Origin of the sequence: Bradyrhizobium tropiciagri (genome assembly GCF_018130545.1) — a bacterium.
Classification (GTDB): domain Bacteria; phylum Pseudomonadota; class Alphaproteobacteria; order Rhizobiales; family Xanthobacteraceae; genus Bradyrhizobium; species Bradyrhizobium tropiciagri_A.
In genome coordinates this window covers 487,516-511,616 of the sequence record NZ_JAFCKF010000005.1, presented here as the reverse complement: position 1 = coordinate 511,616, position 24,101 = coordinate 487,516, and the positions used below count along the sequence as shown (strand labels likewise).

20 protein-coding genes are annotated in these 24,101 nt (G+C 64.6%); 12 read left to right on the top strand and 8 right to left on the bottom strand.

Annotated features, from left to right (window positions below):
- The first annotated feature begins 111 nt into the window (after positions 1-111).
- Both JQ616_RS23955 and JQ616_RS23950 read left to right on the top strand, forming a co-directional pair.
- On the top strand, positions 112-1,026 hold the full coding sequence (locus tag JQ616_RS23955; protein WP_212018647.1) for an SDR family oxidoreductase: 915 nt from the start codon (positions 112-114) through the stop codon (positions 1,024-1,026).
- Between the two features lie 188 nt (positions 1,027-1,214).
- Positions 1,215-2,327: an SMP-30/gluconolactonase/LRE family protein gene (locus tag JQ616_RS23950; protein WP_212018646.1), complete on the top strand. Its 1,113-nt coding sequence runs from the start codon at positions 1,215-1,217 to the stop codon at positions 2,325-2,327.
- A gap of 128 nt (positions 2,328-2,455) precedes the next feature.
- On the opposite strand, the gene ppc is transcribed toward JQ616_RS23950, so the two are convergent.
- The 3 genes from ppc to JQ616_RS23935 all read right to left on the bottom strand — a co-directional run bounded on the left by ppc (position 2,456) and on the right by JQ616_RS23935 (position 7,960).
- Entirely contained in the window at positions 2,456-5,278 is a 2,823-nt protein-coding gene (gene ppc / locus JQ616_RS23945; RefSeq protein WP_212018644.1) for a phosphoenolpyruvate carboxylase, read from the bottom strand.
- A gap of 239 nt (positions 5,279-5,517) precedes the next feature.
- Entirely contained in the window at positions 5,518-7,065 is a 1,548-nt protein-coding gene (locus tag JQ616_RS23940; protein WP_212018642.1) for an acyl-CoA synthetase, read from the bottom strand.
- A gap of 85 nt (positions 7,066-7,150) precedes the next feature.
- Entirely contained in the window at positions 7,151-7,960 is an 810-nt protein-coding gene (locus JQ616_RS23935) for a crotonase/enoyl-CoA hydratase family protein (protein ID WP_212018640.1), read from the bottom strand.
- A 101-nt stretch (positions 7,961-8,061) separates the two neighbouring features.
- On the opposite strand from JQ616_RS23935, the gene JQ616_RS23930 reads away from it, so the two are divergent.
- A complete protein-coding gene (locus JQ616_RS23930) occupies positions 8,062-8,937 on the top strand; it encodes an SDR family oxidoreductase (RefSeq protein ID WP_212018638.1) in 876 nt (291 codons plus the stop codon).
- A 246-nt stretch (positions 8,938-9,183) separates the two neighbouring features.
- Positions 9,184-10,764, top strand: coding sequence for a fatty acid--CoA ligase (locus JQ616_RS23925; RefSeq protein WP_212018636.1), 1,581 nt, complete (start codon positions 9,184-9,186; stop codon positions 10,762-10,764).
- 175 nt (positions 10,765-10,939) lie between these two features.
- On the opposite strand, the gene JQ616_RS23920 is transcribed toward JQ616_RS23925, so the two are convergent.
- Entirely contained in the window at positions 10,940-12,214 is a 1,275-nt protein-coding gene (locus tag JQ616_RS23920; protein WP_212018634.1) for an acyl-CoA dehydrogenase family protein, read from the bottom strand.
- 220 nt (positions 12,215-12,434) lie between these two features.
- On the opposite strand from JQ616_RS23920, the gene JQ616_RS23915 reads away from it, so the two are divergent.
- Positions 12,435-13,214 carry an enoyl-CoA hydratase-related protein gene (locus JQ616_RS23915; RefSeq protein WP_212018632.1) on the top strand — a complete coding sequence of 260 codons (780 nt, stop codon included), beginning with the start codon at positions 12,435-12,437 and terminating at the stop codon, positions 13,212-13,214.
- 151 nt (positions 13,215-13,365) lie between these two features.
- Here the strand turns inward: JQ616_RS23915 and JQ616_RS23910 are convergent, their stop codons facing one another.
- From JQ616_RS23910 to JQ616_RS23900, 3 genes are read right to left on the bottom strand one after another with little or no spacing between them, the layout of a single operon-like run.
- Positions 13,366-13,743 (bottom strand): DUF6285 domain-containing protein, encoded by a 378-nt coding sequence (locus tag JQ616_RS23910; protein WP_212018630.1) that lies wholly within the window; start codon positions 13,741-13,743, stop codon positions 13,366-13,368.
- 1 nt (position 13,744) lies between these two features.
- A complete protein-coding gene (locus JQ616_RS23905; protein WP_212018627.1) occupies positions 13,745-14,728 on the bottom strand; it encodes a phosphotransferase family protein in 984 nt (327 codons plus the stop codon).
- Positions 14,725-15,519 (bottom strand): enoyl-CoA hydratase/isomerase, encoded by a 795-nt coding sequence (locus JQ616_RS23900; protein WP_212018625.1) that lies wholly within the window; start codon positions 15,517-15,519, stop codon positions 14,725-14,727. The genes JQ616_RS23905 and JQ616_RS23900 overlap by 4 nt, the downstream gene beginning before the upstream one ends.
- Positions 15,520-15,670: 151 nt before the next feature.
- Between JQ616_RS23900 and JQ616_RS23895 the strand changes: the two genes are divergently transcribed.
- From JQ616_RS23895 to JQ616_RS23875, 5 genes are all read left to right on the top strand, one after another.
- Positions 15,671-16,453, top strand: a complete 783-nt coding sequence (locus JQ616_RS23895; RefSeq protein ID WP_212018624.1) for an SDR family NAD(P)-dependent oxidoreductase — start codon at positions 15,671-15,673, stop codon at positions 16,451-16,453.
- A 370-nt stretch (positions 16,454-16,823) separates the two neighbouring features.
- Positions 16,824-17,201 carry a VOC family protein gene (locus tag JQ616_RS23890; protein ID WP_212018622.1) on the top strand — a complete coding sequence of 126 codons (378 nt, stop codon included), beginning with the start codon at positions 16,824-16,826 and terminating at the stop codon, positions 17,199-17,201.
- A 175-nt stretch (positions 17,202-17,376) separates the two neighbouring features.
- Positions 17,377-18,651 carry an acyl-CoA dehydrogenase family protein gene (locus JQ616_RS23885; protein ID WP_163153213.1) on the top strand — a complete coding sequence of 425 codons (1,275 nt, stop codon included), beginning with the start codon at positions 17,377-17,379 and terminating at the stop codon, positions 18,649-18,651.
- 321 nt (positions 18,652-18,972) lie between these two features.
- Complete coding sequence (locus JQ616_RS23880; RefSeq protein WP_212018621.1) at positions 18,973-19,590, top strand: flavin reductase family protein; 618 nt, start codon at positions 18,973-18,975, stop codon at positions 19,588-19,590.
- A gap of 14 nt (positions 19,591-19,604) precedes the next feature.
- The gene (locus tag JQ616_RS23875; RefSeq protein ID WP_212018619.1) at positions 19,605-19,880 is read left to right on the top strand and encodes a GNAT family N-acetyltransferase; all 276 of its coding nucleotides are present in this window, start codon (positions 19,605-19,607) and stop codon (positions 19,878-19,880) included.
- A 114-nt stretch (positions 19,881-19,994) separates the two neighbouring features.
- Here JQ616_RS23875 and yghU read toward each other — a convergent pair whose 3' ends face one another.
- The gene (gene yghU, locus JQ616_RS23870) at positions 19,995-20,870 is read right to left on the bottom strand and encodes a glutathione-dependent disulfide-bond oxidoreductase (protein WP_212018618.1); all 876 of its coding nucleotides are present in this window, start codon (positions 20,868-20,870) and stop codon (positions 19,995-19,997) included.
- Positions 20,871-21,146: 276 nt separating this feature from the next.
- Between yghU and JQ616_RS23865 the strand changes: the two genes are divergently transcribed.
- Complete coding sequence (locus JQ616_RS23865) at positions 21,147-22,280, top strand: nitronate monooxygenase (protein ID WP_212018617.1); 1,134 nt, start codon at positions 21,147-21,149, stop codon at positions 22,278-22,280.
- A 172-nt stretch (positions 22,281-22,452) separates the two neighbouring features.
- The gene (locus JQ616_RS23860) at positions 22,453-23,967 is read left to right on the top strand and encodes an acetyl-CoA acetyltransferase (protein ID WP_212018616.1); all 1,515 of its coding nucleotides are present in this window, start codon (positions 22,453-22,455) and stop codon (positions 23,965-23,967) included.
- Positions 23,968-24,101: the final 134 nt, after the last annotated feature.

The window sequence follows — 24,101 nt, the reverse complement described above, 5'->3', positions numbered from 1 at the left end:
TTGACCCGGCAATCCATCCTCTGAAGAGCGATGGATGCGCGGGTCAAGCCCGCGCATGACGAGTGGAGCTCTGCATCGGCCTGCTGACACACAGCAACAAGGAGAACCCACATGGCAAAATCACTGCAAGACAAGGTCATCATCGTCACCGGCGCGGGGCGCGGCATCGGCCGCGAGATCGCGCTACTCTGCGCGGCGGAAGGCGCCAAGGTCGTGGTCAATGATCCCGGCGGCGCAGCGGACGGCGGCGGCTCGAGCGCCGCGCCCGCCGAGGAAGTGGTCGAGGAGATCAAGAAGCGCGGCGGCAAGGCGGTCGCCAATTTCGAGTCGGTGGCGGAAGCCATTCCGGCGAGCAAGATCGTGAAGACCGCGACCGACCATTTCGGCCGGCTCGACGGCGTCGTCAACAATGCCGGCATCCTGCGCGACATGATCTTCCACAAGATGAGCGTGGAAGCCTTCGAGGCCGTCATCAAGGTGCATCTGATGGGCTCGTTCTATGTCAGCCACGCCGCCGCGCGGATCTACCGCGAGCAGGAGTCGGGCTCGTTCGTGCACTTCACCTCGACCTCCGGCCTGATCGGCAATTACGGCCAGGCCAACTACGCCGCCGCCAAGCTCGGCATCGTCGGCCTATCGAAGTCGATCGCACTCGACATGGGGCGCTTCAACGTGCGCTCGAACTGCGTGTCGCCGTTCGCCTGGACCCGCATGATCGGCACCATTCCGACCGAGACCGATGCCGAGAAGGCGCGCGTCGAGAAGATCAAGCAGATGGGCCCGGAGAAGATCGCGCCGGTCTGCGCCTATCTGCTCTCTGATGCCGCCAAGGACGTCACCGGGCAGATCTTCGGCGTGCGCATGAACGAGATCTTCCTGTTCGGCCAGCATCGTCCGGTGCGCTCGGTGCATCGCGGCGAAGGCTGGACGCCGGAGACCATTGCCGAGCACGGCATGCCGGCGCTGAAGGGATCGTTCGCCAAGCTCGACCGCTCGGCCGACGTCTTCACCTGGGATCCAATCTGAATCTGGGATCCAATCTGAACCTGATCTGATCTTCGGATCTGACGTGACATTTTTATGAAATGGTCGCCTCCGCGAAACAGCGGAGGCGACACACTCTTTGGTTGTTTCTTCATAACGTGCCCGCATTGTGCCAGAATTGCGGGGGTATGATCGTCCTCCCCGATAACAAGAAACCTGGGAGGACTTTCGTGACAAATCCAAACAACACAGCGAAGCACGAAGGCGACGGAACGAAGGCGTTCGACCGTCGAACGATCTTGCGCGGCGCAACCGCGCTTGCTGCAACCGCGATGGCCGCATCCGATGCGACAGCGCGCGACTTCGGCCCCAATGCGGAGCCGCAGCGTTATCCCGATCCTGATATCGTCGTGATCGACGACAAGCGTTTCAAGGCCAAGGTCGGCAACACCGCGATCAAACGGCTGTACACCGGCTGTCTGTGGGCCGAAGGCCCGGCCTGGAATGCGCAAGGCCAGTATCTGGTGTGGAGCGACATCCCGGCCAATCGGCAGTTGCGCTATCTCGACGATGACGGCCACATCTCCGAGCAGTTCCACAAGCCGTCGAACGAGGCCAACGGCTCGACCTTCGATTTCGAGGGCCGGCAGATCACCGCCGAACGCACCCGGCTGGTGCGCTACGAGCACGACGGAACCGTGACGTCATTGGCGGAGCAGGCCAACGGCAAGCAGCTCAACGGGCCGAACGACATGGTCGTGCATCCCAACGACAAGTCGATCTGGTTCACCGATCCCGGCTACGGCGCGGTCTCGATCTACGAGGGCCAGCGCGCCAACACCGGTTCGAACCAGCCCTACCAGAAGGAGGCCGTCTATCGCATTGACGCCTCGACCGGGCAGATCACCAAGGTCTGCGACGAGCCGTTCAAGCCGAACGGCATCGCCTTCAGCCACGATTACAAGAAGGTCTATGTCTGCGACACCGGCATCACGCATTATCCGAACGCCAAGAACATCGTCTGGCAGTACGACCTCAACGGCGACAAGCTCTCCAACCCGCGCACGCTGATCGACATGACGCTGGACGGCAAGTCGGGCTTCCCGGACGGCATGCGCGTCGACATCGACGGCAACATCTGGGTCGGTGCCGGCTGGGTCGGACCGGGCTATGACGGCGTGCAGGTGTTCGCGCCCGACGGCCAGCGGATCGGCCAGATCCTGCTGCCAGAGACCTGCGCCAACCTCACCTTCGGCGGCAAGAAGCGCAACCGTCTGTTCATGACTGCTAGCCAGTCGCTGTATGCGGTGTATGTGGAGACGCGGGGCGCGCACAACTGCTAGCGCTCGTCGTCCCGGCGCAGGCCGGGACCCATTACCACCGCTGTTGATTGTTGACGCAAGCTGTGGCTCCAGCATGCCACAAGACAACTGGTCGTGGTTATGGGTCCCGGCTTTCGCCGGGACGACAATCAGCCGCTGTTCCGCAATCCCGCCGAGATCCCGTTGATCGTGATCTGAATTCCGCGCAGTACCTGCTCGTCCGGGTTCTGCGCGCGATGCTCCTTCAACAGCTCGACCTGCACGTGATTGAGCGGATCCATATAGGGGAAGCGGTTGCGGATGCCGCGCTCCAGCAGCGGGTTGCCCTGCAGCAGCCGATCGTGGCCCATGATGTCGAGCAGCGTCTCGATCGACAGATGCCATTCGCGGCGGATCTGGCCGAAGATCTTTTCGCGCAGCGCGACGTCAGGCACCAGCTCGGCATAGCGCGAGGCGATCGCGATCGAGCTCTTTGCCAGCACCATGTCCATGTTGGACAATAACGTGCGGAAGAACGGCCATTCCCGGTAGAGCTCCTGCAGGAACGGCATGCCCTGCTCCGGATGCTCCGCGATCCAGGTCTCGACGGCCGCGCCAAAACCGTACCAGCCCGGCAGCATCAGCCGGCATTGCGCCCAGGAGAACACCCAGGGAATCGCGCGCAAATCCTCGATCTCGCGGGTCTTCTTGCGCGAGGCCGGACGGCTGCCGATGTTCAGCGTCGCGATCTCGTTGATGACGGTCGAGCCCCAGAAATAATCGGCGAAGCCTTCGGTCTCATAGACGAGCCCACGATAGGCCTTGAAGGCGAGCGCGGAGATTTCCTCCATCGCCTTGAGGTATTCGGGGCGCGGCGCGCTCTGCCGCGGCTGCAACAGGCTGGTCTCGAGCGTCGCCGCGGCGAGAATCTCCAGATTGCTGCGGCCGACCTCGGCATTGGAATATTTCGACGAGATGATCTCGCCCTGCTCGGTGATGCGGATCTGGCCGTTCACCGCGCCGCCAGGCTGCGCGATGATCGCATCATAGCTCGGGCCGCCGCCGCGTCCGACCGAGCCGCCACGGCCGTGGAACAGGCGCAGCCGCACGCCATGGCGCTCGAATACCTCGACGAGACCGATCTCGGCCTTGTAGAGCTCCCAGCCCGAGGTGACGAAGCCGCCATCCTTGTTGCTGTCGGAATAGCCGAGCATCACCTCCTGCACGCTGCCGAGGCTGTCGACCAGCTTGCGATAGTCGTGCAGCACCAGCATGCGGTCCATGATGCCGCTGGAGGCCTGCAGGTCCTCGATGGTCTCGAACAGCGGCACGATGTTGACGGCGCTGCGGCCGGACGGATTGACGAGGCCAACCTCCTTCAGCAGCACCGCGACCTCAAGCATGTCGGACATGCCCTTGCACATCGAGATGATGCATTGGGAGATCACCTCGGGGCCGAATCTGGCGTGCGCCTCGGCCGCAGCCCGGAACACCGCGAGTTCGCCAAGAGTCTCCTCGGAATATTTGACGAACGGCGAGGCCAGCGGTCGCGTGCTGCGCAACTCGCCGAGCAGCAGGCTGACGCGCGCATCCTCGCCGAGCGCCAGATAGGACATGCCGGGATTGGCGGTGTCGAGCAGCTCGGCGATGGTGCGCTCGTGCACCGCGGAGTTCTGGCGGATATCGAGCCTCGCCAGATGGAAGCCGAAGCAATCCACCGCCCGCCGCAGCTGCCGCAGCCGGCCACGCCCGATCACGCCGGAATTGTTTGCGATCAGCGAGCGGTTGAGCACGTCGAGATCGGCCTGGAACTCCTTCACGCTCGCATAGGGCTCGGCCTTGCCGACCGGCGGCCGCGTGGTCTCGACCTCGAGCCGCATGGCAGTGGCTGCGAGCCGCGCATAGATGCCGGATACGGCCAGACGATAGGGCTCGCCGCTCCGATGCGGCGAGGTATCGGGCGAACGCTCGGCAAGGATCCGCAGCTCGTCCGAGACGTCGGCGAGGTGCGCCGCCAGCGACAGCTCGGCGCCGAGCGCGTGCAGCTCCTCGAGATAGAAGCTGAGCACCCGGCTCGACTGCAGCCGCAGCGTGCCGCGCATCACCTCCGCGGTGACGAACGGATTGCCGTCGCGGTCACCGCCGATCCAGCTTCCCATCCTGAGGAACGAGGCGAGCTCGCCCTCTTCGCCGCCCTCCTTGTTCAGCCGGTCCTCCAGCGCGCAATGCAGCCGCGGTACCTCCCGCAGGAAGGTGTAGTCGTAGAACGACAGGCCGTTGGCGACCTCGTCGAGCACGGTCAGCTTGGTCCGGCGCAGCAGATTGGTCTGCCACAGCGTCACGACGGCACGGCGAAGCTGCTCGTCGCTGGCCTCGCTCTCGTCCGGCGTCATCTGCAGCCGCTCGCGGCGGTCGAGCAGATCGGCGATCTCCATCTCGCGGTCCATCGTACTCTTGCGGCGGACCTCGGTCGGATGCGCGGTTAGCACCGGGCTGACCAGCGCGCTCTTGAAGAAGCTGCGCAGATCGGCCGGGCTGATGCCGGCCTGGCGGGCATGCACCAGCGTCTGCTCCAGCGTGCTCGGCCGCGGCGCCCCGCCCGGGCCGCGGCTGCGCATCTGGCGGATGTTGTTCTGGTCCTCGGCGATGTTGGCGAGATGGGAGAAATAGCTGAAAGCGCGGACGATGCGCAGCGTCTCGGCGATCGACATGCCGTCAAGGATGCCTTCCAGCTCCCGCCGGGCCAGCTTGTCCTCATCGCGATGGAACCGGACCGAGGTCTGGCGGATGCGCTCGACCAGGTCGAACACGTCAGCGCCTTCCTGGTCGCGTACGGTGTCGCCAAGGACGCGCCCGAGCAGGCGGATGTCGTTCCGGAGCCGTGTATCCTCCTCCTGTGCAGTTGCTTCCAGAAGGCTGGCTTCTTCAGCACGCCTGGCACGGATTTCGGTCTCGGAAGGCATGGTCTGGGAAGGCAAAGTCTGGGGAGACATGGCTGGCTACACTCCAGAGGCTGCCGGGCTCGCTCCCAAGTGTGCGCTTTTTTTGCCGCAGAGCAAGATGAACTTGCGCGGTGCACCACGGCCGCCCCCAGCCGTCGTCCCTGCGAAAGCAGGGACCCATAACCACATGGTCTTGTTACTATACCTCGCTGTGGGCCCAGCCTTCGTAACCATTTGGAGCGGAGGCTATGGGTCCCGGCTTTCGCCGGGACGACAGCCAATTTATGACCTCAAATCCTCCGCCCCGCCCGCTCCCAATACGGGTCGCGCAGCCGGCGCTTGAAGATCTTCCCGGAATCCTCGCGCGGCAGGTTGGTCTGGATCTCGATATGCTTGGGCACCTTGTAGTCGGCGAGCGCGGTCTTGAGCTGGGCGCGGACGGCGGCGATGTCGAGCGTGACGCCCGGCTGCGGCTCGACCACCGCCATCAGCGCCTCGCCGAACTCGGCGTCGGGGATGCCGAACACCGCGCAGTCGTGCACGCCGGGCACCGCATGCAGCACCGCCTCGATCTCGGCCGGATAGATGTTGACGCCGCCTGAGATCACCATGTCGCGCTTGCGGTCGCAGATGAAGACATAGCCGTCCGCATCGATATAGCCGACATCACCGGAGGTGATGAATCCCTGCCGATCGATCTCGGCGCGCTTCTCCGACTTGTTGTGATAGGTGAAATCGGGATTACCCGCGATCCGCGAATAGATCTCGCCGATCTGGCCCTGCGCCACCTCGCGGCCGTCGTCGCCGATGAAACGCAGCTCGGCACCGGGCGAAATCTTGCCGACCGTACCGGGCTTCTTCAGCGCATCCTCCGACGTCGCGAACGTCACTGCGCCTGACTCGGTCGAGCCGTAGAATTCGTAGATCACCGGCCCCCACCATTCGATCATCGCACGCTTGACGTCGGCCGGACACGGTGCGGCCGCGTGGATGATGTGGCGCAGCGACGACATGTCGTACTTCTTGCGCACGTCCTCCGGCAGCTTCATCAGGCGGATGAACATCGTCGGCACCATGAAGATGGTGTCGATCCTCTCGCGCTCGATCAGCGCCAGAAATTCCTCCGCGTCGAAGCGCGGCATCAGCACCAGCGCGCCGCCGAGCTTGCCCGAGCGCAGCCCGAAGGAATTCGGGGCGGAATGATAGAGCGGTCCCGGCAGGATCGCGCGCGCACCGGGCTTCAGGCCATAGATCATCGCGCGCATCGCCTCCGCGTTGGCGGTCTGCTCCGGCGTCGGCGCGAAGCGGCGCACGCCCTTCGGATGGCCTGTGGTACCCGAGGTGTAGATCATGTTCTGCGGCTGCGGCACCACGGGGCCGTCATAGCGCGGGAATTGCGCCAGCCAGGATTCGAAATCGATCGCGAAATCCGGCGTCGCGAGATGATCGGGATTGATCTTGTAGTTGGCGAGGATTTCCGGCGGCGTCGGTACGCTGATCACGGTGACGTCGGGCGGGATCGCGCCGCGCAGCGGATGCAGCATGTCGGCATGGCCGATCAGGACCCGCGTGCCGGAATCCGTCAGCACGTAGTTGATCTCTTCCGGCTTGAAGTGCCAGTTGATCGGCACACCATAGGCGCCGAGCCGCATCGCCGCATAAGCCGCCTCGATGAAGGCGATGTCGTTGCGCATCAGCATGCAGACGCTGTCACCCGGCTTGACGCCGAGCTTGTTGAGGCCAGAGGCGATCCGCTCGGTGCGCTCGGCCACCGCGGCGTGATCGCGCCGGCGGCCGCCGCTGACGATGCCGAGGAAGGGTTGGGACGTTTCGCTCATTTGTTCTTGTTCTTCGTTATCGGTTATCAACGTTGGTTGTGTCCGTCATGGCCGAGGGAAGCCCGACCATGACGGCAGCAGATCATCAAGCATCCGCAAACTTCGGCGCGCGCTTCTCCAGATTGGCACGCACGGATTCGGTCTGGTTCGGGCTGCCGAGCAGCTTCTGCTGCTCGACGGATTCCGCGAGCAGTGCCGCCGCCGGGTCGACCGACAGATTGTTCAGCATCCGCTTGGCGGCACGGATCGCATCCGGGCTCTTGCCGGCGATCTCGCGTGCGACTTCCAGCGCGGCAGCACGCGGGTCGTCGCAGACGCGGGTGGCGAGGCCGTAGCTCTGGGCCTCCTGCGCCGAGAAGATCCGGCCGGTGTAGGTGAGCTCGCGCAGGATGTCGTCGCGGACGAGGCTCGCGAGGATCGGCGTGCCCGCCATATCAGGGATGAGGCCCCACTTGATCTCCATGATCGACATCCGCGCGTCCTGCGACAGGAAGCGCATGTCGGCGCCGAGCGCGAGCTGGAAGCCGCCGCCGAAGGCGACGCCATGGACCGCGGCGATCACGGGCACCGGAAGCTGCCGCCAGCCCCAGACCGCCTGCTGCGGGAAATTGGCCTTGCCGTGGGTGCGGACGGTGAGATCACGGTTCGCACCACCCGGCACTCCGTTACCGCCATCCTTCATGGCAGCAAACCGGCCCATGTCGAGCCCGGCGCAGAAGGCCCGGCCCTCGCCCGACAGCACCACGACCCGAACGCCTTTTTCCTTGGAAAGCCGGTCGGTTGCGGCGACCAATGCCTCGAACATCGCGGCATCGAGCGCGTTCATCTTGTCCGCCCGCACCAGTCGGACATCGGCGATACCGTCCGAAATCGATATCGAAACGCGATCTTCCATCATTCCCTCCGCTTTGTTCCCTGAGTTGGCGCTTTACAGAAAGGCCGTTGTCCGCTTTTAGTCAATCGACCAATTAACTGACAACCCCCGTGGAGGAAACGATGTTCAGCAATCAGCTTCTTGCCGGGCGGCGCATATTGGTAACCGGCGGTGGCACCGGCCTCGGCAAGTCCATGGCCAGCCGGTTCCTGCAACTCGGGGCCGAGGTCCATATCTGCGGCCGCCGCAAGAGCGTTTGCGACGAGACCGCCACCGAGCTGATGGCCGAGCATGGCGGGCGCGTGGTCAGCCACGGCGTCGATATCCGCAACGCCATGGCGGTCGACGAGATGATCGAGGCGATCTGGACCACCAGCGGTCCTCTCACCGATCTGATCAACAACGCCGCCGGCAATTTCATCTCGCGCTCGGAAGAGCTCTCGCCCCGCGGCTTCGATGCGGTCGCCAACATCGTGATGCACGGCACCTTCTACGTGACGCACGCGGTGGGCCGGCGCTGGATCGCCGGCGGGCATCGCGGCAACGTGGTGTCGATCACCGTGACCTGGGTGCGCAACGGCTCGCCCTATGTGGTGCCGTCGGCGATGAGCAAGTCGGCGATCCACGCCATGACCATGTCGCTTGCGATCGAATGGGGCCGTCACGGCATCCGCCTCAACACCATCGCGCCCGGTGAAATCCCGACCGAGGGCATGAGCAAGCGCATCAAGCCCGGCGACGAGGCCGGCGCGCGCACCAAGGCGATGAACCCGATGGGCCGCGTCGGCACCATGGAGGAGTTGCAGAACCTCGCGGTGTTCCTGATCTCCGGCGGCTGCGACTGGATCAACGGCGAGACCATCGCGATGGACGGCGCGCAGGCGCTCGCGATGGGCGGCAATTTCTACCAGCTCCGCGACTGGAGCGACGACGACTGGACCAAGGCGCGCGACTCGATCAAGGCGCAGAACGAGAAGGATCGCGCGGCGCGAGGCTAAGGCTCGCGCTCGCGCCTCAAATTTCAGCCGTCGTCACGGCGAAAGCCGGGACCCATAACCACCACAGTTTGTTATTCGCGCACGCTGTGGCCCCAGCGTCGCGCCTCACGCGCATTCGTGGTTATGGGTTCCCGGCTCAAGGCCGGGACGACCGTGTGGATGCATCGCACCCAACACCCCGTATTGTTTTTCCCGCGCGATGCCGCCACACTCCGCGCAAACAAAACAACACATCACGGGGGAAACATGTCCGATGCGCCGAAGCTGAACAACCTTGCCGACATGGTGCGCGACCGCGCCAGGAGCCGCGGCGCTGCGTTGGCCTATGAGTTCGAAGGACGGCAAACCTCCTTCGCCGAGTTCGACGTCAAGACCAACCGCGTCGCCAACGCGCTGATCGCGATGGGCATCAAGAAGGGCGAGCGGATCGCCTATCTCGGCAAGAACAGCGATTTCTATTTCGAGCTGTTGATGGGCGCGATGAAGGCCGGCGTGGTGATGGCGCCGGTGAATTGGCGTCTCGCCGGCCCAGAGGTCGCCTTCATTGTCGACGACTGCAAGGCGCCGGCGCTGTTCGTCGGTCCCGAATTCATCACCCAGGCGCGCAACATCAAGGACAAGCTGCCCAGCGTCCGCACCATCATCACGACCGAAGGCGGCGCGCCGGAATGGCCTGACTTCGTGGCCTGGCGCGACGCGCAGAGCGGCGACGACCCCCGGGTTGCGATCGAGCCGAAGGACATCGCGATCCAGCTCTACACCTCGGGCACGACGGGCAAGCCGAAGGGCGCGATGCTGTCGCACGCCAACTTCCTCAACCTCGTGCAGAGCGGCAACGAGGCCGAGAAGCCGGAGTGGAATCGGTGGACCACCGACGACGTCTCGCTGGTGGCGATGCCGATCTTCCACATCGGCGGCTCCGGCTGGGGCGTGATGGGGCTCTATCACGGCGCCCGCGGTGTAATCGCGCGCGAGTTCGATCCGACCAAGGTGCTCGACTTCTTCGAGCAGTCCGGCATCACCAAACTGTTCATGGTGCCGGCGGCGATGCAGTTCGTGGTGCGGCAGCCGCGCGCGCGGCAGGTCGATTTTTCGCGCCTGAAATACATGCTCTATGGCGCCTCGCCGATCCCGGCGGCGCTGCTGAAGGAGTGCATCGAGGTCTTCAAATGCGGCTTCGTGCAGATGTACGGCATGACCGAGACCACCGGCACCATCGTCGCCCTGCCGCCGGAGGATCACATCGAAGGGCTCGACCGGATGCGCTCGGCCGGCAAGGCACTGCCGGGCATTGAGCTCGCGATCCTCGACGAGAACGGCAAGCCGCTGCCGCCGGGCGAGGTCGGCGAGATCGCCACTCGCTCCGGCTCCAACATGGCCGGCTACTGGAATTTGCCCGAGGCCACTGCGCGCACCATCGACGGCGACGGTTGGCTGCGCACCGGCGATGCCGGCTACATGGACAAGGATGGCTATCTCTACATCCACGACCGCATCAAGGACATGATCATCTCCGGCGGCGAGAACATCTATCCGGCTGAGGTCGAGAGCGCGCTGTGCGATCATCCTGATGTGGCGGAAGCCGCCGTGATCGGCATCCCCGACGACAAATGGGGTGAGGCGGTGAAGGCGGTGGTGGTGATGAAGCCGGGCAAGAGCGCGACCGCGACCGACATCATCAACTTCACCCGCGAGCGGATCGCGGGCTACAAGACGCCGAAATCGGTCGACTTCATTCCCGCACTGCCACGCAACCCGTCAGGCAAGATCCTGCGACGGAGCCTGCGTGAACCGTACTGGGCGGGCAAGGACCGGCAGGTGAATTAGCGGCCGCTTGTCGTCCCGGCGAAGGCCGGGACCCATAACCACTGCTATTCGTTGCAGCGCAACGCTGAGGCCACAGCCGATTCAACCAACAATCGACTGTGGCTATGGGTCCCGGCCTTCGCCGGGACGACGGTTGAGAGGATGACTCCTCTCATCCCTTTACGCTCTCCTTACCTCAATGCTTCCCCGCTCCCATGTAGCCGAACAGGAAGCCTGCCACCTTGCGCTTCTGGATTTCCTCGCTGCCTTCGGTGATGCGATAGCGGCGGTGGTGGCGATAGATGTGCTCGAACGGCTTGTGGCGCGAATAGCCCATGCCGCCATGCACCTGCATCGCGCGATCGGCGGCCTCGCAGCACAGCCGGTTTGCCCAGAAATTGCACATCGAGACCCGGTCCGACAGCGTGTGCTCGACCTGCGCCTGGGTCAGCTGGTCCATCTCCCAGGCGGTCTTGCGGATCAACAGCCTGAGCATCTCGGCCTGGGTCGCGAGCTCGACCAGCGGCCACTGGATCGCCTGGTTCTCGGCCAGTGCCTTGCCGAACGGCTTGCGCTCGCGGGCATACTTCACGCTCTCGTTGATGCAATAGACCGCAGCGCCGAGCGAGCTCGCCGCCTGGCGGATGCGGTTCTCATGCACGAAGCATTGCGCCAGCGACAGGCCGCGGCCGACCTCGCCGAACTGCGCATCCTCGGGCACGAACACGTCGGTGAAGCTGACCCGCGGGTGATCGGTCGGCATGTTGAAGGTCCACATATACTCCTCGACCTTCACGCCCGGCGATTTCGCCGGCACCAGGAAGCAGGAGATGCCGCGGGCATCGCCGTCATTGCCAGACGTGCGGGCAAACAGCGCGCAGTGCGTGGCGACATGCATGCCCGTCGTCCACATCTTCTCGCCGTTGATGATCCAGCCCTTGACGTTGTCGCGCGTGGCCTGAACCGCTTTGGTCTCCATATGCGTGGCGTCGGAGCCGTGGTCGGGCTCCGTGAGACCAAACGTGATGCGGTACTTGCCGGTGATCGAGCCGTCGATCATCGCCTTCTGCTCGTCGGTTCCATAGCGGTCGAGCATGGTCACGATCGGCAGATTGCCGACGATCGAATGCTCGTTCTGCAGGTCATTGTGCAGGCCGAGACCTTTCGAGGCAAAATGCTCGCGGATCACGGCCATCCAGAGGTTGGAGCCGTCCTTGCCGCCGTAGCGCTTCGGGATCGCGAAACGCAGATGGCCGGCAGCGTCGGCCAGGTTCTTGGCCTTGCGCAGCAAGAGCTCCCACTCGTGCCGCGGCAGGCCGCCCTTGTCGAAATCGGTACGCGCCCATTCGCGGCGGTGATCGAAGAAGCGGATGTTGTCGTCAGCCGCTTCCAGCGGCTTGATCTCGCGTTCGATAAATTGATCGAGCTCGGCGAGATAGGCTGTCAGGTCAGCCGGCAGATTGAAATCCAAGGCGGTCTCTCCCGAAGGTCTTGTTGATTCTGGTTTTGCGTCTAGACGCTATCGCGCATCCGCGTTCGGATCGATTAAGGTGAGAAGCACGCGGCCAAGTCAAGCAGGCCGGTGAGGCTGGCGCGCGCGGTCGCGTTGCGTAATTGGATGGCACGGAACGGCGCGCAGGCGCTAGGATGTCAGCAATATTCTTCGCCGCAGAAAATCGACGGGAGCAAACATGGATCTGAAATTCTCCAAGGTGACTCGCAAGGGTCCCATCACCATCGTGACGCTGTCGCGGCCCGAGGTTTACAACGCGCTGCACATCGATGCGCATTTCGAGCTCAACAAGGTGTTCGACGACTTCTCCGCCGATCCCGAGCAGTGGGTCGCGATCGTCACCGGCGCCGGCGACAAGGCGTTCTGCGCCGGCAACGACCTGAAATGGCAGGCCGCCGGCGGCAAGCGCGGCTGGGACAAGGGCGGTTTCGCCGGGCTCACCACCCGCTTCGACTGCGACAAGCCGATCATCGCCGCCGTCAACGGTGTCGCGATGGGCGGCGGGTTCGAGGTCGCGCTGGCCTGCGACCTGATCATCGCGGCGGAGAATGCGACCTTCGCCCTGCCCGAGCCGCGCGTCGGTCTCGCCGCGCTCGCCGGCGGCCTGCAACGCCTGCCGCGCCAGATCGGGCTGAAGCGCGCCATGGGAATGATCCTGACCGCGCGCCATGTCAGCGCCAAGGAGGGCCTCGAGCTCGGCTTCGTCAACGAGGTGGTGCCGCAGGGCGAAGCGCTGGCTGCGGCCGAGCGCTGGGCCGAGACCATCACCAAGAACTCGCCGATGTCGATCCGCGCCTCCAAGCAGGCGATCCAGAAGGGCCTCGAAGTCTCGCTGGAACAGGCCATGACCGAGCAGCGCGAATATCCGGCAGTGAAGGCGATGGCCGCCTCGCAGGACTACATCGAGGGCCCGAAGGCGTTTTCGGAGAAGCGTCCGCCGAAGTGGCTGGGCAAATAACGCTCACTCTACTCCCGTCATTCCGGGGCGTCGTGAAGCGACGAGCCCGGAATCCATAACCACCATCGGGAGTATGGATTCCCCGATGCGCATTGCGCATCTGAGGCCTGCGCCTTGCGGCGCATCCCGGAATGACGAGTTTTGGTATTCGCTACGCCTTGTTCCCTAACTCCCTCTTGTACGACGCGTAGTTCGGCTGGTCGACGGCGAGCTTGTCCATCGTGGTCTGCCAGAGATGTTCGGATAGTCCCGGCGTTGTCAGATCGACCTCGCCGCTGGCGATCCTCTCCGACAGTGCGCGGTTCAGCTCCATCAGCGAGCCGTCCGCGCCGAGCAGCGCCTTCAGCCGCGCGGCCTCGGTCGCATCGCCGGCCTCGGCGAGCGCGAGCTGCCGCGTCACCAGGTCGAGCGCGTTGATGCCAACGCGCAGCTTGAAGCTGTTGTGGCCCTTGATCGCAGGCGCGATCTCGTTGCGCAGGAAATCGGCGACGGCCTTGATCAGTTCGGTGGGTGTCGGATCGTCTTGCATGTCATCCTCGCGGAGCAAGTAGCCGCAACAAATCGATCTCGGTCTCCGACGCGCGGCGCCCGATCATCGCACGTTCCATCGAGTGATCGGGGCCGAGGCGGAAGCGCTGCATCATGCCGCAGCACATCACGCCCCAGCGCAGCGTGCCCATCACTTCCCAGAACTTCACGCGATCCGGGTCGGCCTTGCGGCCGGCTTCTTCATAGCCCGCGAACAGATCCTCGCGCGTGCCGAAGCCGCCGACCGGCTTGTCGATCTCGCCGAAGCGCCACGAGTTGACGCAGATCCAGCCGAGATCCTCCATCGGATCACCGAAATGCGCGAGCTCCCAGTCGAGCACCGCGCGGACCCCGTCAGGACCGATGATCAGGTTGCCGTGGCGGAAATCGCCATGCACCAGCGTCACCTCGGACGACGGCCCGGGATCGTGATCGCGCAGCCAGCGCAGCGCCAGCTCGAACACCGGCCGCGGCCAGTTGAAGCTGTGATATTCGCGGGAGAGATCCTCGATCTCCTTGGTCGCCGTCAGGCTGCGCAGCTTCGGCAGCTTGGCCTGCGGCAGGCCGTGGATGCCGGCGATGACGCGGCCGAGCTGGCGCGCCAGCATCGGCCGCGCATTGGCATATTCCTCGTCGCGCAAAATTTTCCGCGCGATGGTCTCACCTTCGACCCGCGCCATGATGAAGCCGCGGCCAAGGCCGTCCTCCGGCGTCAGCACGTGCATCACCTTCGGCGACGGCAGGCCCGCGTCATGCGCGAGCTGCATCAGCGTGGCCTCCGCATCGAGACCGGCGGCGCGGCCGGGCGCAGCACCATAGCCCGGCGGCGCGCGGCGCAGGATGGCGCCGATCGTGCCGTCCGGGTGCACGATGTCGAATGTCCAGGTCTCCTGGCTGGCGCCGCCGGAGAGTTTTGCGGCGCCCGTAACACCGGTCGCGCCCGGATGAAACGCGGCGACGCAGCGCCTGAGTTCGGTCTCGATCATTTGCCCTTGAACTTCGCCGGCCGCTTCTCGAGGAACGCGGTGACACCTTCCTTGAAATCCTCGGCGCCGCCCGCGATCCGCTGCGACTCGAATTCCAGATTGAGCTGATCCTCGAGGGTGTTTTCCGGGCTGTCCCAATAGAGCTTGCGGATCAGCGACAGCGCCACCGTCGGGCCGTTGGCGAGATCGTGCGCCATCTTCATCGTCTCTTCCATCAGCGCGGCGTCGTCATAGACGCGGTTGACGAGGCCCCATTCCAGCGCCTTCTCGGCCGGCAGCCGCTCGCCGAGCAGCGACAGCTCGACCGAACGCGCCTTGCCGATCAGCCGCGGCAGCAGCCAGGTCGAGCCGCAATCCGGCACCAGGCCAATGCGGCGGAACGCCTGCAGGAAATACGACGAGCGCGCGCACAGGATGAGGTCGCCCATCAATGCAAAACTCATCCCGGCGCCGGCAGCCGGACCGTTCACCGCGGTCACGATCGGACAGTGCAGCTTACGCAATCGGCGGAGGAACGGATGGAACGCGGTCTCCAGCGCCGCGCCGGCGTTGCTCCTGCCGGGCTTCTGCTGCTGGTTGCGGCCCTGCAGATTGGCGCCGGTGCAGAACGCGCGGCCGGCGCCCGTGATCACCAGGCAGCGCACCTCGTCGCGCTTGTCGTCGATCGCATCGAGCGCCTCGGCAAGCCCGCCCAGCATGTCGATCGAGACCGCGTTCATGACCTCCTGATGGTCGAGCCTGAGGATCGCGACCGATCCGTCGAAGTCGAGCGTGACGTGCTTGAACTGCATGGTTTCCTCTTTACGTTGCTTCGGCGGTTGGTACCGCGGTAGGTCGATGCTTCGACCCATATTTGATTTTTGTGCCGGGCTTGTCCATGGTCGGCGGCAAGCCCATCCGTGAACGCGTGATTAGCGCGCACCAAACCAAATGGAAACCCCAATGAGTGGCATCTTCGATCTCACCGGCCGCGTCGCTGTCATCACTGGCGGCAATGGCGGCATCGGCCTCGGCATCGCGCAGGCGCTGAACGCCGCCGGCTGCAACGTCGCGATCTGGGGCCGCAACGCGGAAAAAAACGCCAACGCCGCGGCCTCGATGAAGGCCGGGCCCGGCAAGGTCTCGACGCAATTCTGCGACGTCAGCGATCCCGGCTCGGTCAAGACCGCAATGAAGGCAACGCTCGACACCTTCGGCCGCGTCGACGGCTGCTTCGCCAATGCCGGCATCGGCGGCGGCGGACGGCGCTCCTTCATCGACCGCACCGAGGAGGAATGGCGCAGGATGTTCGCGACCAATCTCGACGGCGTGTTTCATGTGTTCCAGGCTGCGGCACGCCACATGACCGAGCGGTCCGAAGCCGGCGACCGGTTCGGCCGGCTGGTCGCAACCTCGAGCCTCGCCTCGCTGTTCGGCACCGCGCGCAACGAGCATTATGCCGGCACCAAGGCCGCGCTGAACGCGCTGTGCCGCGCGCTCGGCGTCGAGCTCGCCCGCCACGGCGTCACCGCCAACGCGATCCTGCCCGGCTGGATCAAGAGCGACATGACCGCCGGCATCATGGCCAACGACAAGTTCGTCGCCAACGTGATGCCGCGCATCCCGGTGCGCCGCTTCGGCGAGCCGAGCGATTTCGGCGGCATCGCCGTCTACCTCATGAGCAAGGCGTCGTCGTATCATACGGCGGACTGCTTTGTGATTGATGGTGGGTATACGGCGTTCTGAGAGCTGCGCTGCGTCCGCATCCACGGCTGTCGTCCCTGCCTAGTGCGCAATTGCGCACGGGAGCAGGGACCCATACTCCGCGGCGGATGTTGTTATCGGGACTCGTCGTTCCGACCACCTGCAACAATGCACGGTCGTGGTTATGGGTCCCTGCTTTCGCAGGGACGACAGTGAGATTGTGGCGCGGCTGGTGAAACATACACCCGCACCATCGCGGCGCAGACGTGCCCGAGTCTTGTGTCTACCTGCCCTCTTCTGAAGCTGAGGGAGCGACGCCGCGTCGCTTCCGTCGAAACAAAACTGCTGCTAGCGTTCTTGCCGTAGGGACGCACGAGGCGACTTTCTTAAGCAAGCAGAGAGGATATTTCAGATGTTTTCACACGTGATGGTTGGCACCAACGATCTCGACAAGGCCAAGGCGTTCTACGATGCGCTGCTTGGCACGCTCGGCGTCCGGCCGGCCCGGGTCGACGGGTACCGCATCATGTATCTCACCAAGGCCGGCATCTTCATGGTGACCAAGCCGATCAACGGCGAGCCGGCGACGCACGCCAATGGCGGCACAATCGGCTTTGCCTGCTCTTCGCCGGAGCAGGTCGAGGCCTGGCACGCCGCCGGCGTCGCCAATGGCGGCAAGCCCTGCGAGGACCCGCCGGGCGTCCGCGAAGGCAATGGCGTCAAGCTCTACCTCGCCTATCTGCGCGACCTCGACGGCAACAAGATCTGCGCAATGCATCGGATGCCCTGACGCTCTGGCTAGGCGATCCAAAAAGCGTCGCGAGCGGCGGCGTTCAAACAACGTTTGAAACGCCGTCGCGATATTCCGCGATGCGGTAGCGCTCGTACGAAATCGGTGCTCGCGCTTCGCGCCGCACGCGTCTATTGTCCGCCGCGAAACGCGCCTTCGCGAGGGAGAAAAGACAATGAAACATGCCTATGTGCCGCGCACTACGAACTACACGCTCAATCCGGGCGACGAGCTCAATGATCTGCGGATGTCGGACAAGGTCCGCCCGCTCTACGATCATGTGAAGCAGTTCATCCGCGACACCGTCGACCCGATGTCGGTCGAGTTCTATCGCGCCGGCGAGAAGAAGACGAACCGCTGGAGCTTCACCGACGAGCAGCTCGCGATCCTGCAGAAGGCCAAGGACAAGGCCAAGGAAGTCGGCCTCTGGAACTTCTTCCTGCCCGATGCCGAGACCGGCGACGGCCTCAACAACCTCGACTACGCCTATATCGCCGCCGAGCTCGGCAAGAGCCCGCTGGCCTCCGAGACCATGAACTGCTCGGCGCCCGACACCGGCAACATGGAGGTGCTGGAGCGCGTCGGCACCAAGGCGCAGAAGGAGAAGTGGCTGAAGCCGCTGCTCAACGGCGAGATCCGCTCGGCCTATGCGATGACCGAGCCGAACGTCGCCTCCTCCGACGCCAAGAACATCTCGACCACCGCCAAGCTGGTCGGCGACGAGTGGGTGATCAACGGCGAGAAGTATTACATCTCCGGCGCCGGCGATCCGCGCTGCAAGATCATGATCGTGATGGTGAAGACCAATCCCGACGCGGCGCCGAGCAAGCAGCAGTCGCAGATCCTGGTCCCCATCGACACCCCCGGCGTCGAGATCCTTGGGCCCATGCATGTGTTCGGCCATGACCATGCGCCGCGCGGCCACATGCATCTGCGCTTCAACAATTGCAAGGTGCCGAAGGAGAACATGCTGCTCGGCGAAGGCCGCGGCTTCGAGATCTCGCAGGTCCGCCTCGGACCGGGCCGCATCCATCATTGCATGCGCACCATCGGCAAGGCCGAGAAGGCGCTCGACATGATGGTGCAGCGTGGCCTGACCCGCGAAGCGTTCGGCAAGAAGATCGCCCATCTCGGCGGCAACATGCAGATCATCGCCCAGGCGCGCTGCGAAATCGAGGCGATGCGGCTGATGGTGCTGAAGGCGGCCAAGGCGATGGACGTGCTCGGCAACAAGGAAGCCCGCGTCTGGGTCTCGATGGTCAAGGCCATGGTGCCCGAGCGCGCCTGCAAGGTGATCGACCAGGCGATCCAGATGCACGGCGCCACCGGCATCTCGCAGTGGTCGCCGCTCGGCGAGATGTACCAGGACGTCCGCCATCTGCGCTTCGCTGACGGTCCGGACGAGGTGCACTGGATGGTGGTCGGCCGCCACGAACTGAGCATGACGTAAGCATGCTTTGTGGGGTGGGCATGCTTTCGCTTTGCCCACCCCACGGCTACCTCGGCAGCGGCGTGCTGCCAAAACATCGAAAACAACCCCATGCAAAGTAGCCGGCCGGCGTGCCGGCACTCGACACGGCAACTTGACATGTCGGGCAACTCAGCGGCATAATTCTATTATTCGGAAGTCTGAACGAAATTATAAGGCGGGTTAGCGCAAGCGTAACCCGCCTTTTACTTTGCGGTTCGCCAGCGGCGGGTTACGCTTGCGCCTTCGCTCTTCGAGCTACGGCGGACAAGTCGCTAACCCATCCCACATTCGGATCATCCCATGGAATACGCCGCAAGCGACCTCACCCAGCGCGAACGCTACAAGGTGCTGACTTCCTTCGTGCTGCCGCGGCCGATCGCCTGGGTAACAAGCCAAAACGCTGACGGCGTGGTCAACGCGGCGCCGTTCTCGTTCTTCAACGTGTTCTGCGAGGATCCGCCGCTCTGCATGTTCGCGGTCAATCGCCGGCCGGACGGCCGCGAGAAGGACACCATGATCAACATCCAACGATCAGGCGAGTTCGTGGTCAACCTCACCGACGAGCCCCTGGCACGCGCCATGCACGAGAGCTCGGGCGACTTCCCGCCCGAGATCGGCGAGCCTGATTATCTCGGGCTGAAGCTCGCGCCATCCAGCAAGATCGCGGTGCCCCGGCTTGCCGACGCGCCGTTCGCGATGGAGTGCAAGACCTGGAAGCTGATTGACGTCAATGGCGACCGCGAGCTGATCATGGGCGAAGGCATTCACTTCCACATCCGCGACGAATTGTGGGACCATGATGCAATGCGCGTCCACATGGACCGCTACCACCCGATCGGCCGCATGTTCGCCGATCGCTACTGCCGCACCGACGACCGCGTGGTATTTCCCGCGGCCGAAGGGGCAAAGACGAAATAGCCGAGGACAACACAATGAGTGAAGCATTTCGGGACAACGCGGCGCAGAGCCGGTTCGAGCTCGCCGTCGACGGCGCTACCGCCTTCGTGGTCTACCGCAAGACGCCGGACACGATCACGCTGGTTCATACCGAAGTGCCGCCGGAGCTCGGCGGCCGCGGCATCGGCTCCAAGATCGCGCGTGCCACGCTCGATGCGGTACGCACGCAGGGCGTCAAGCTCGTCGTGAAGTGCGAGTTCATCCAGGGCTTCATGAAGAAGCATCCGGAGTATGACGATTTGTTGGGATAATGCGCGAAAAGCATAGGGCGGGTTAGCCGAAGGCGTAACCCGCCAACTTCTTCCGGACATAACGGCGGATTACGCTTCGCTAATCCGCCCTACGCAGCGATTACAAAGCTACGCCTACGACGCCGCCTGCTCGACCTTGTCCTGCGTCTTGGTCTCGAAGTCGCTGGCCTCATGACGCTCGTGGAGTTGGCTCGACGGCTCGCCCCAGGTGCGGTTGACCATGCGGCCGCGCTTGACTGCGGGCCGTGCCGCGATCGCGTCGGTCCAGCGCTGCACGTTCTTGTAGTCCTGCACCGAGAGGAATTCGCCGCCGCCATAGAGCAGCCCCTTGGCGAGGCCGCCGTACCAGGGCCACACCGCCATGTCGGCGATGGTGTAGACATCGCCGGCAAGATATTCGTTATCGGCGAGCCGGCGATCGAGCACGTCGAGTTGGCGCTTCACTTCCATCGCGAAGCGATCGATGGCGTATTCGATCTTGGTCGGGGCGTAGGCATAGAAGTGCCCGAAGCCACCACCGAGATAGGGCGCCGAGCCCATCTGCCAGAACAGCCAGGAGAAGGTTTCGGCGCGGGTCTTGACGTCGGTCGGCAGGAAGGCGCCGAATTTTTCCGCGAGGTAGACCAGGATCGAGCCCGACTCGAACACCCGGATCGGCTCCTTCCCGCTACGGTCCATCAGCGCCGGGATCTTCGAGTTCGGATTGACCGCAACGAAGCCGCTGCCGAACTGGTTGCCGTCGATCTTGATCAGCCAGGCGTCGTACTCCGCGCCCTTGTGCCCTGCCGCGAGCAGCTCTTCCAGCATCACGGTGACCTTGACGCCGTTCGGCGTCGCCAGCGAATAGAGCTGCAATGGATGACGGCCGACCGGCAGTTCCTTGTCATGGGTGGGACCCGCGATCGGCCGGTTGATGCTGGCGAAGCGCCCGCCGCTCTCCTTGTTCCAGGTCCAGACTTTCGGCGGCTCGTAGGCAGAGGTGTCAGTCACGTCGTTGGCTCCCGGTTTCCATTTTTCCATGGTGCGGCGACCGCCGCGCCCATCCGCATGCCCGCACTAGATGGTGGGCACGCCCGGCTTTGCCCACCCCCGCCGGATCGCATTTTCTATCCAGCGGAATGCGCTGCGAGCGATGCAGCCAAGCAGCGCCTGCACGCAAGATCGCCGCGGCCGAAACCCGCTTGGCTTCGCTGACCGTCCTGCGCTAGCGTCGCGGAGGCTGATGCCAACGAGCACAACAAACAGCCGCCGGGAGAAAACCAGTCCATGAAATCACCGATCTGCGACATGCTGGGCATCGAATTCCCCCTGCTCGCGTTCAGCCATTGCCGCGACGTGGTGGCGGCGGTCAGCCGCGCCGGTGGCTTCGGCGTGCTCGGTGCGACCGCGCATTCGCCGGAGACGCTTGAACAGGAACTGAAGTGGATCGACGCGCATGTCGATGGCAAGCCCTATGGCATCGACGTGCTGATCCCGGAGAACATCTCCACTGCCGGTGAGAAGAACGTCACCTGGAAGAGCCTCGAGGCGCGCGTCTCGCAGGAGCATCGCGACTTCACTCGCAATCTCCTCAAGAAATACGACATCGAGTTGACCAGCCGCAATGTCGCCGATAACCAGCCGCAGCCGTTCGACGCCGAGACCGCGCTGCAACTGCTCGAGGTCTCGTTCCGCCATCCGATCCGGCTGATCGCGAACGCGCTCGGCGTGCCGCCGAAGGCGATGATCGAGATGGGTCGCAAGCACGACGTACCGGTCGCGGCGCTGATCGGCTCCAAGGAGCACGCGCTGCGCCAGGTCGCAGCCGGTGTCGACATCCTCGTTGCGCAGGGCACCGAGGCCGGCGGCCATTGCGGCGAGGTCTCGACCATGGTGCTGGTGCCCGAGGTGATCAAGGCGGTCAAAAAGATTCGCGACGTGCCGGTGCTCGCCGCCGGCGGCATCATGACCGGCAGCCAGATGGCGGCCTGCATGGCGATGGGCGCAGCCGGCGCCTGGACCGGCTCGGTGTGGCTCGCCACCGTGGAGTCGGAAACCTCCGAGATTTTCCGCGAGAAGATGATCGCGGCCTCCTCGCGCGACGCGATCCGCTCCAAGGGCCGCACCGGCAAGCCGGCGCGGCAGCTCCGCTCGGTGTGGACCGACGCCTGGGACCGCTCGCCGGACAGCCCCGGCGCATTGCCGATGCCGCTGCAGAGCATCATCAGCCGCGACGCCTTCAACGCCATCGACCGCGCCGCTGCCGCCGGCAACGAGAAGGCTCGCGATCTCGTCAGCTACTTCGTCGGCCAGGGCGTCGGCCTGGTCGACAGCGTGAAGTCGGCCGGCGCCGTGGTGCAGGAATTCAAGGAAGAGTTCGTCGAGGCCGTCGAGCACATGAACGCGCTGGTGGCGGAGTGATCGAATACGTGGCTCATCCTTCGAGGCGCGGCCAAGTGGCCGCTCCTCAGGATGACGGTGTGCGCGTAGCCGTCACCCCCGCGCAACGGCGAAGCCGTTGTCGCTGGAGGTGCGCGCCCTTGCGCGCCTCGAAGGGCGACGGCGTGGTGACCTAGAAAGTGAAGCAAGAAGAATGACCGCATCTCATATCCCCGAAGACCGTATTCCCGTCATCGTCGGCGTCGGCGAAATCGTCGATCGTCCCAAGGACATCGCAGCCGGCCTCGAGCCGCTCACCCTGCTGGAAGAAGCGCTGAAGCGCGCCGAGGCCGACAGCGGCGCAAAGCTGCTCGCCGACGTGCAGTCGCTCGACGTCGTCAACTTCCTGAGCTGGCGCTATCGCGATCCCGAGAAACAGCTCGCCGCGCGGCTCGGCATCGCGCCCGCGCATCTCTATTACGGCCCGGTCGGCGGCGAGAGCCCGATCCGCTATCTGCACGAAGCGGCGCAGCGCATCGCGCGCGGCGAATGCAGCGTCGCCGCGGTGTGCGGCGCGGAGGCGCAGTCGACCGCGACCAAGGCGCAGCGCGCCGGCGTCGAATTGCCGTGGACGCCGTTCGCGCATGACGTCGAGGAGCCGAAGCGCGGCGCCGCCTTCCAGAAGCCGATGGCCGTGACGCTCGGCGTGTTCAGGCCGATCACGGTCTATCCGCTCTATGAGTCCGCGACCTCGGCGCATTGGGGCCAGACGCCGCGCGAGGCGCTGAAGGAGTCGGGCGATCTGTGGTCGACCTATGCGCGGGTTGCCGCCGACAATCCGAACTCCTGGCTGAAGAAGAAGTTCAGCGGCGACGAGATCACCACCGCGACGCCTGACAACCGGATGATCGCCTGGCCGTACACGAAGCTGATGGTGGCGAACCCGACGGTGAACATGGGCGGCGCGCTGATCCTCACCAGCCTCGCCAAGGCCCGCGCCGCCGGCGTACCCGAAGAGAAACTGATCTATCCGCTGGGCGGCGCCTCGGCGGAAGAGCCGCGCGATTATCTGACCCGAGACCAGTTCGTCGAAAGCCACGCGCAGACCGCGGTGCTGAAGGCGGTGATGGATCTCGTCGGCGGCGACGGCCGGAAGTTCGACGCGATCGAGCTCTATAGCTGCTTCCCCTGCGTGCCGAAGATGGCGCGCCGGACGCTCGGTCTCGGCGCCGACGTGCAGCCGACCGTGACCGGCGGCCTCACCTTCTTCGGCGCGCCGCTCAACACCTACATGACGCATTCGGCCTGCGCGATGGTGCGCAAATTGAGAATCGGCGGCACGCTCGGCCTGCTCTACGGCCAGGGCGGCTTCGTCACCAAGCATCACGGCCTCGTGCTGTCGCGCGCGGCGCCGACCGCCGTGCTCAAGCAGGACACCTCCGTGCAGGCGGAAGCCGATCGCAACCGGCGCGATGTGCCCGACTTTACCGCGGAGGCGGCGGGCAAAGGCAAGGTCGAAGCCTTCACCGTGATCTATCGCGCCAATGGCGAGGTCGAGCACGGCGTCACGATGCTGCGCACCGAGGACGGCCGCCGCACGCTCGGCCGCATCCCGGCGAGCGACACCGCGACGCTGGCGTATCTCCAGAACATGGATCGCACGCCAGTCGGCAGCACCGGCAACATCGTCACCGCCGGTGACGGCATGCTGGAATGGCGGGTGGCGTAGGATTGCTAAGATCCCAGGGTGGGCAAAACGAAGCGTGCCCACCTTCCCGAACAGTGCGCTTGATGGTGGGCACGGCGCGATGCGCCTTTGCCCACCCTACGCATCTTTGCCCACCCTACGCATCGGCGGCAACG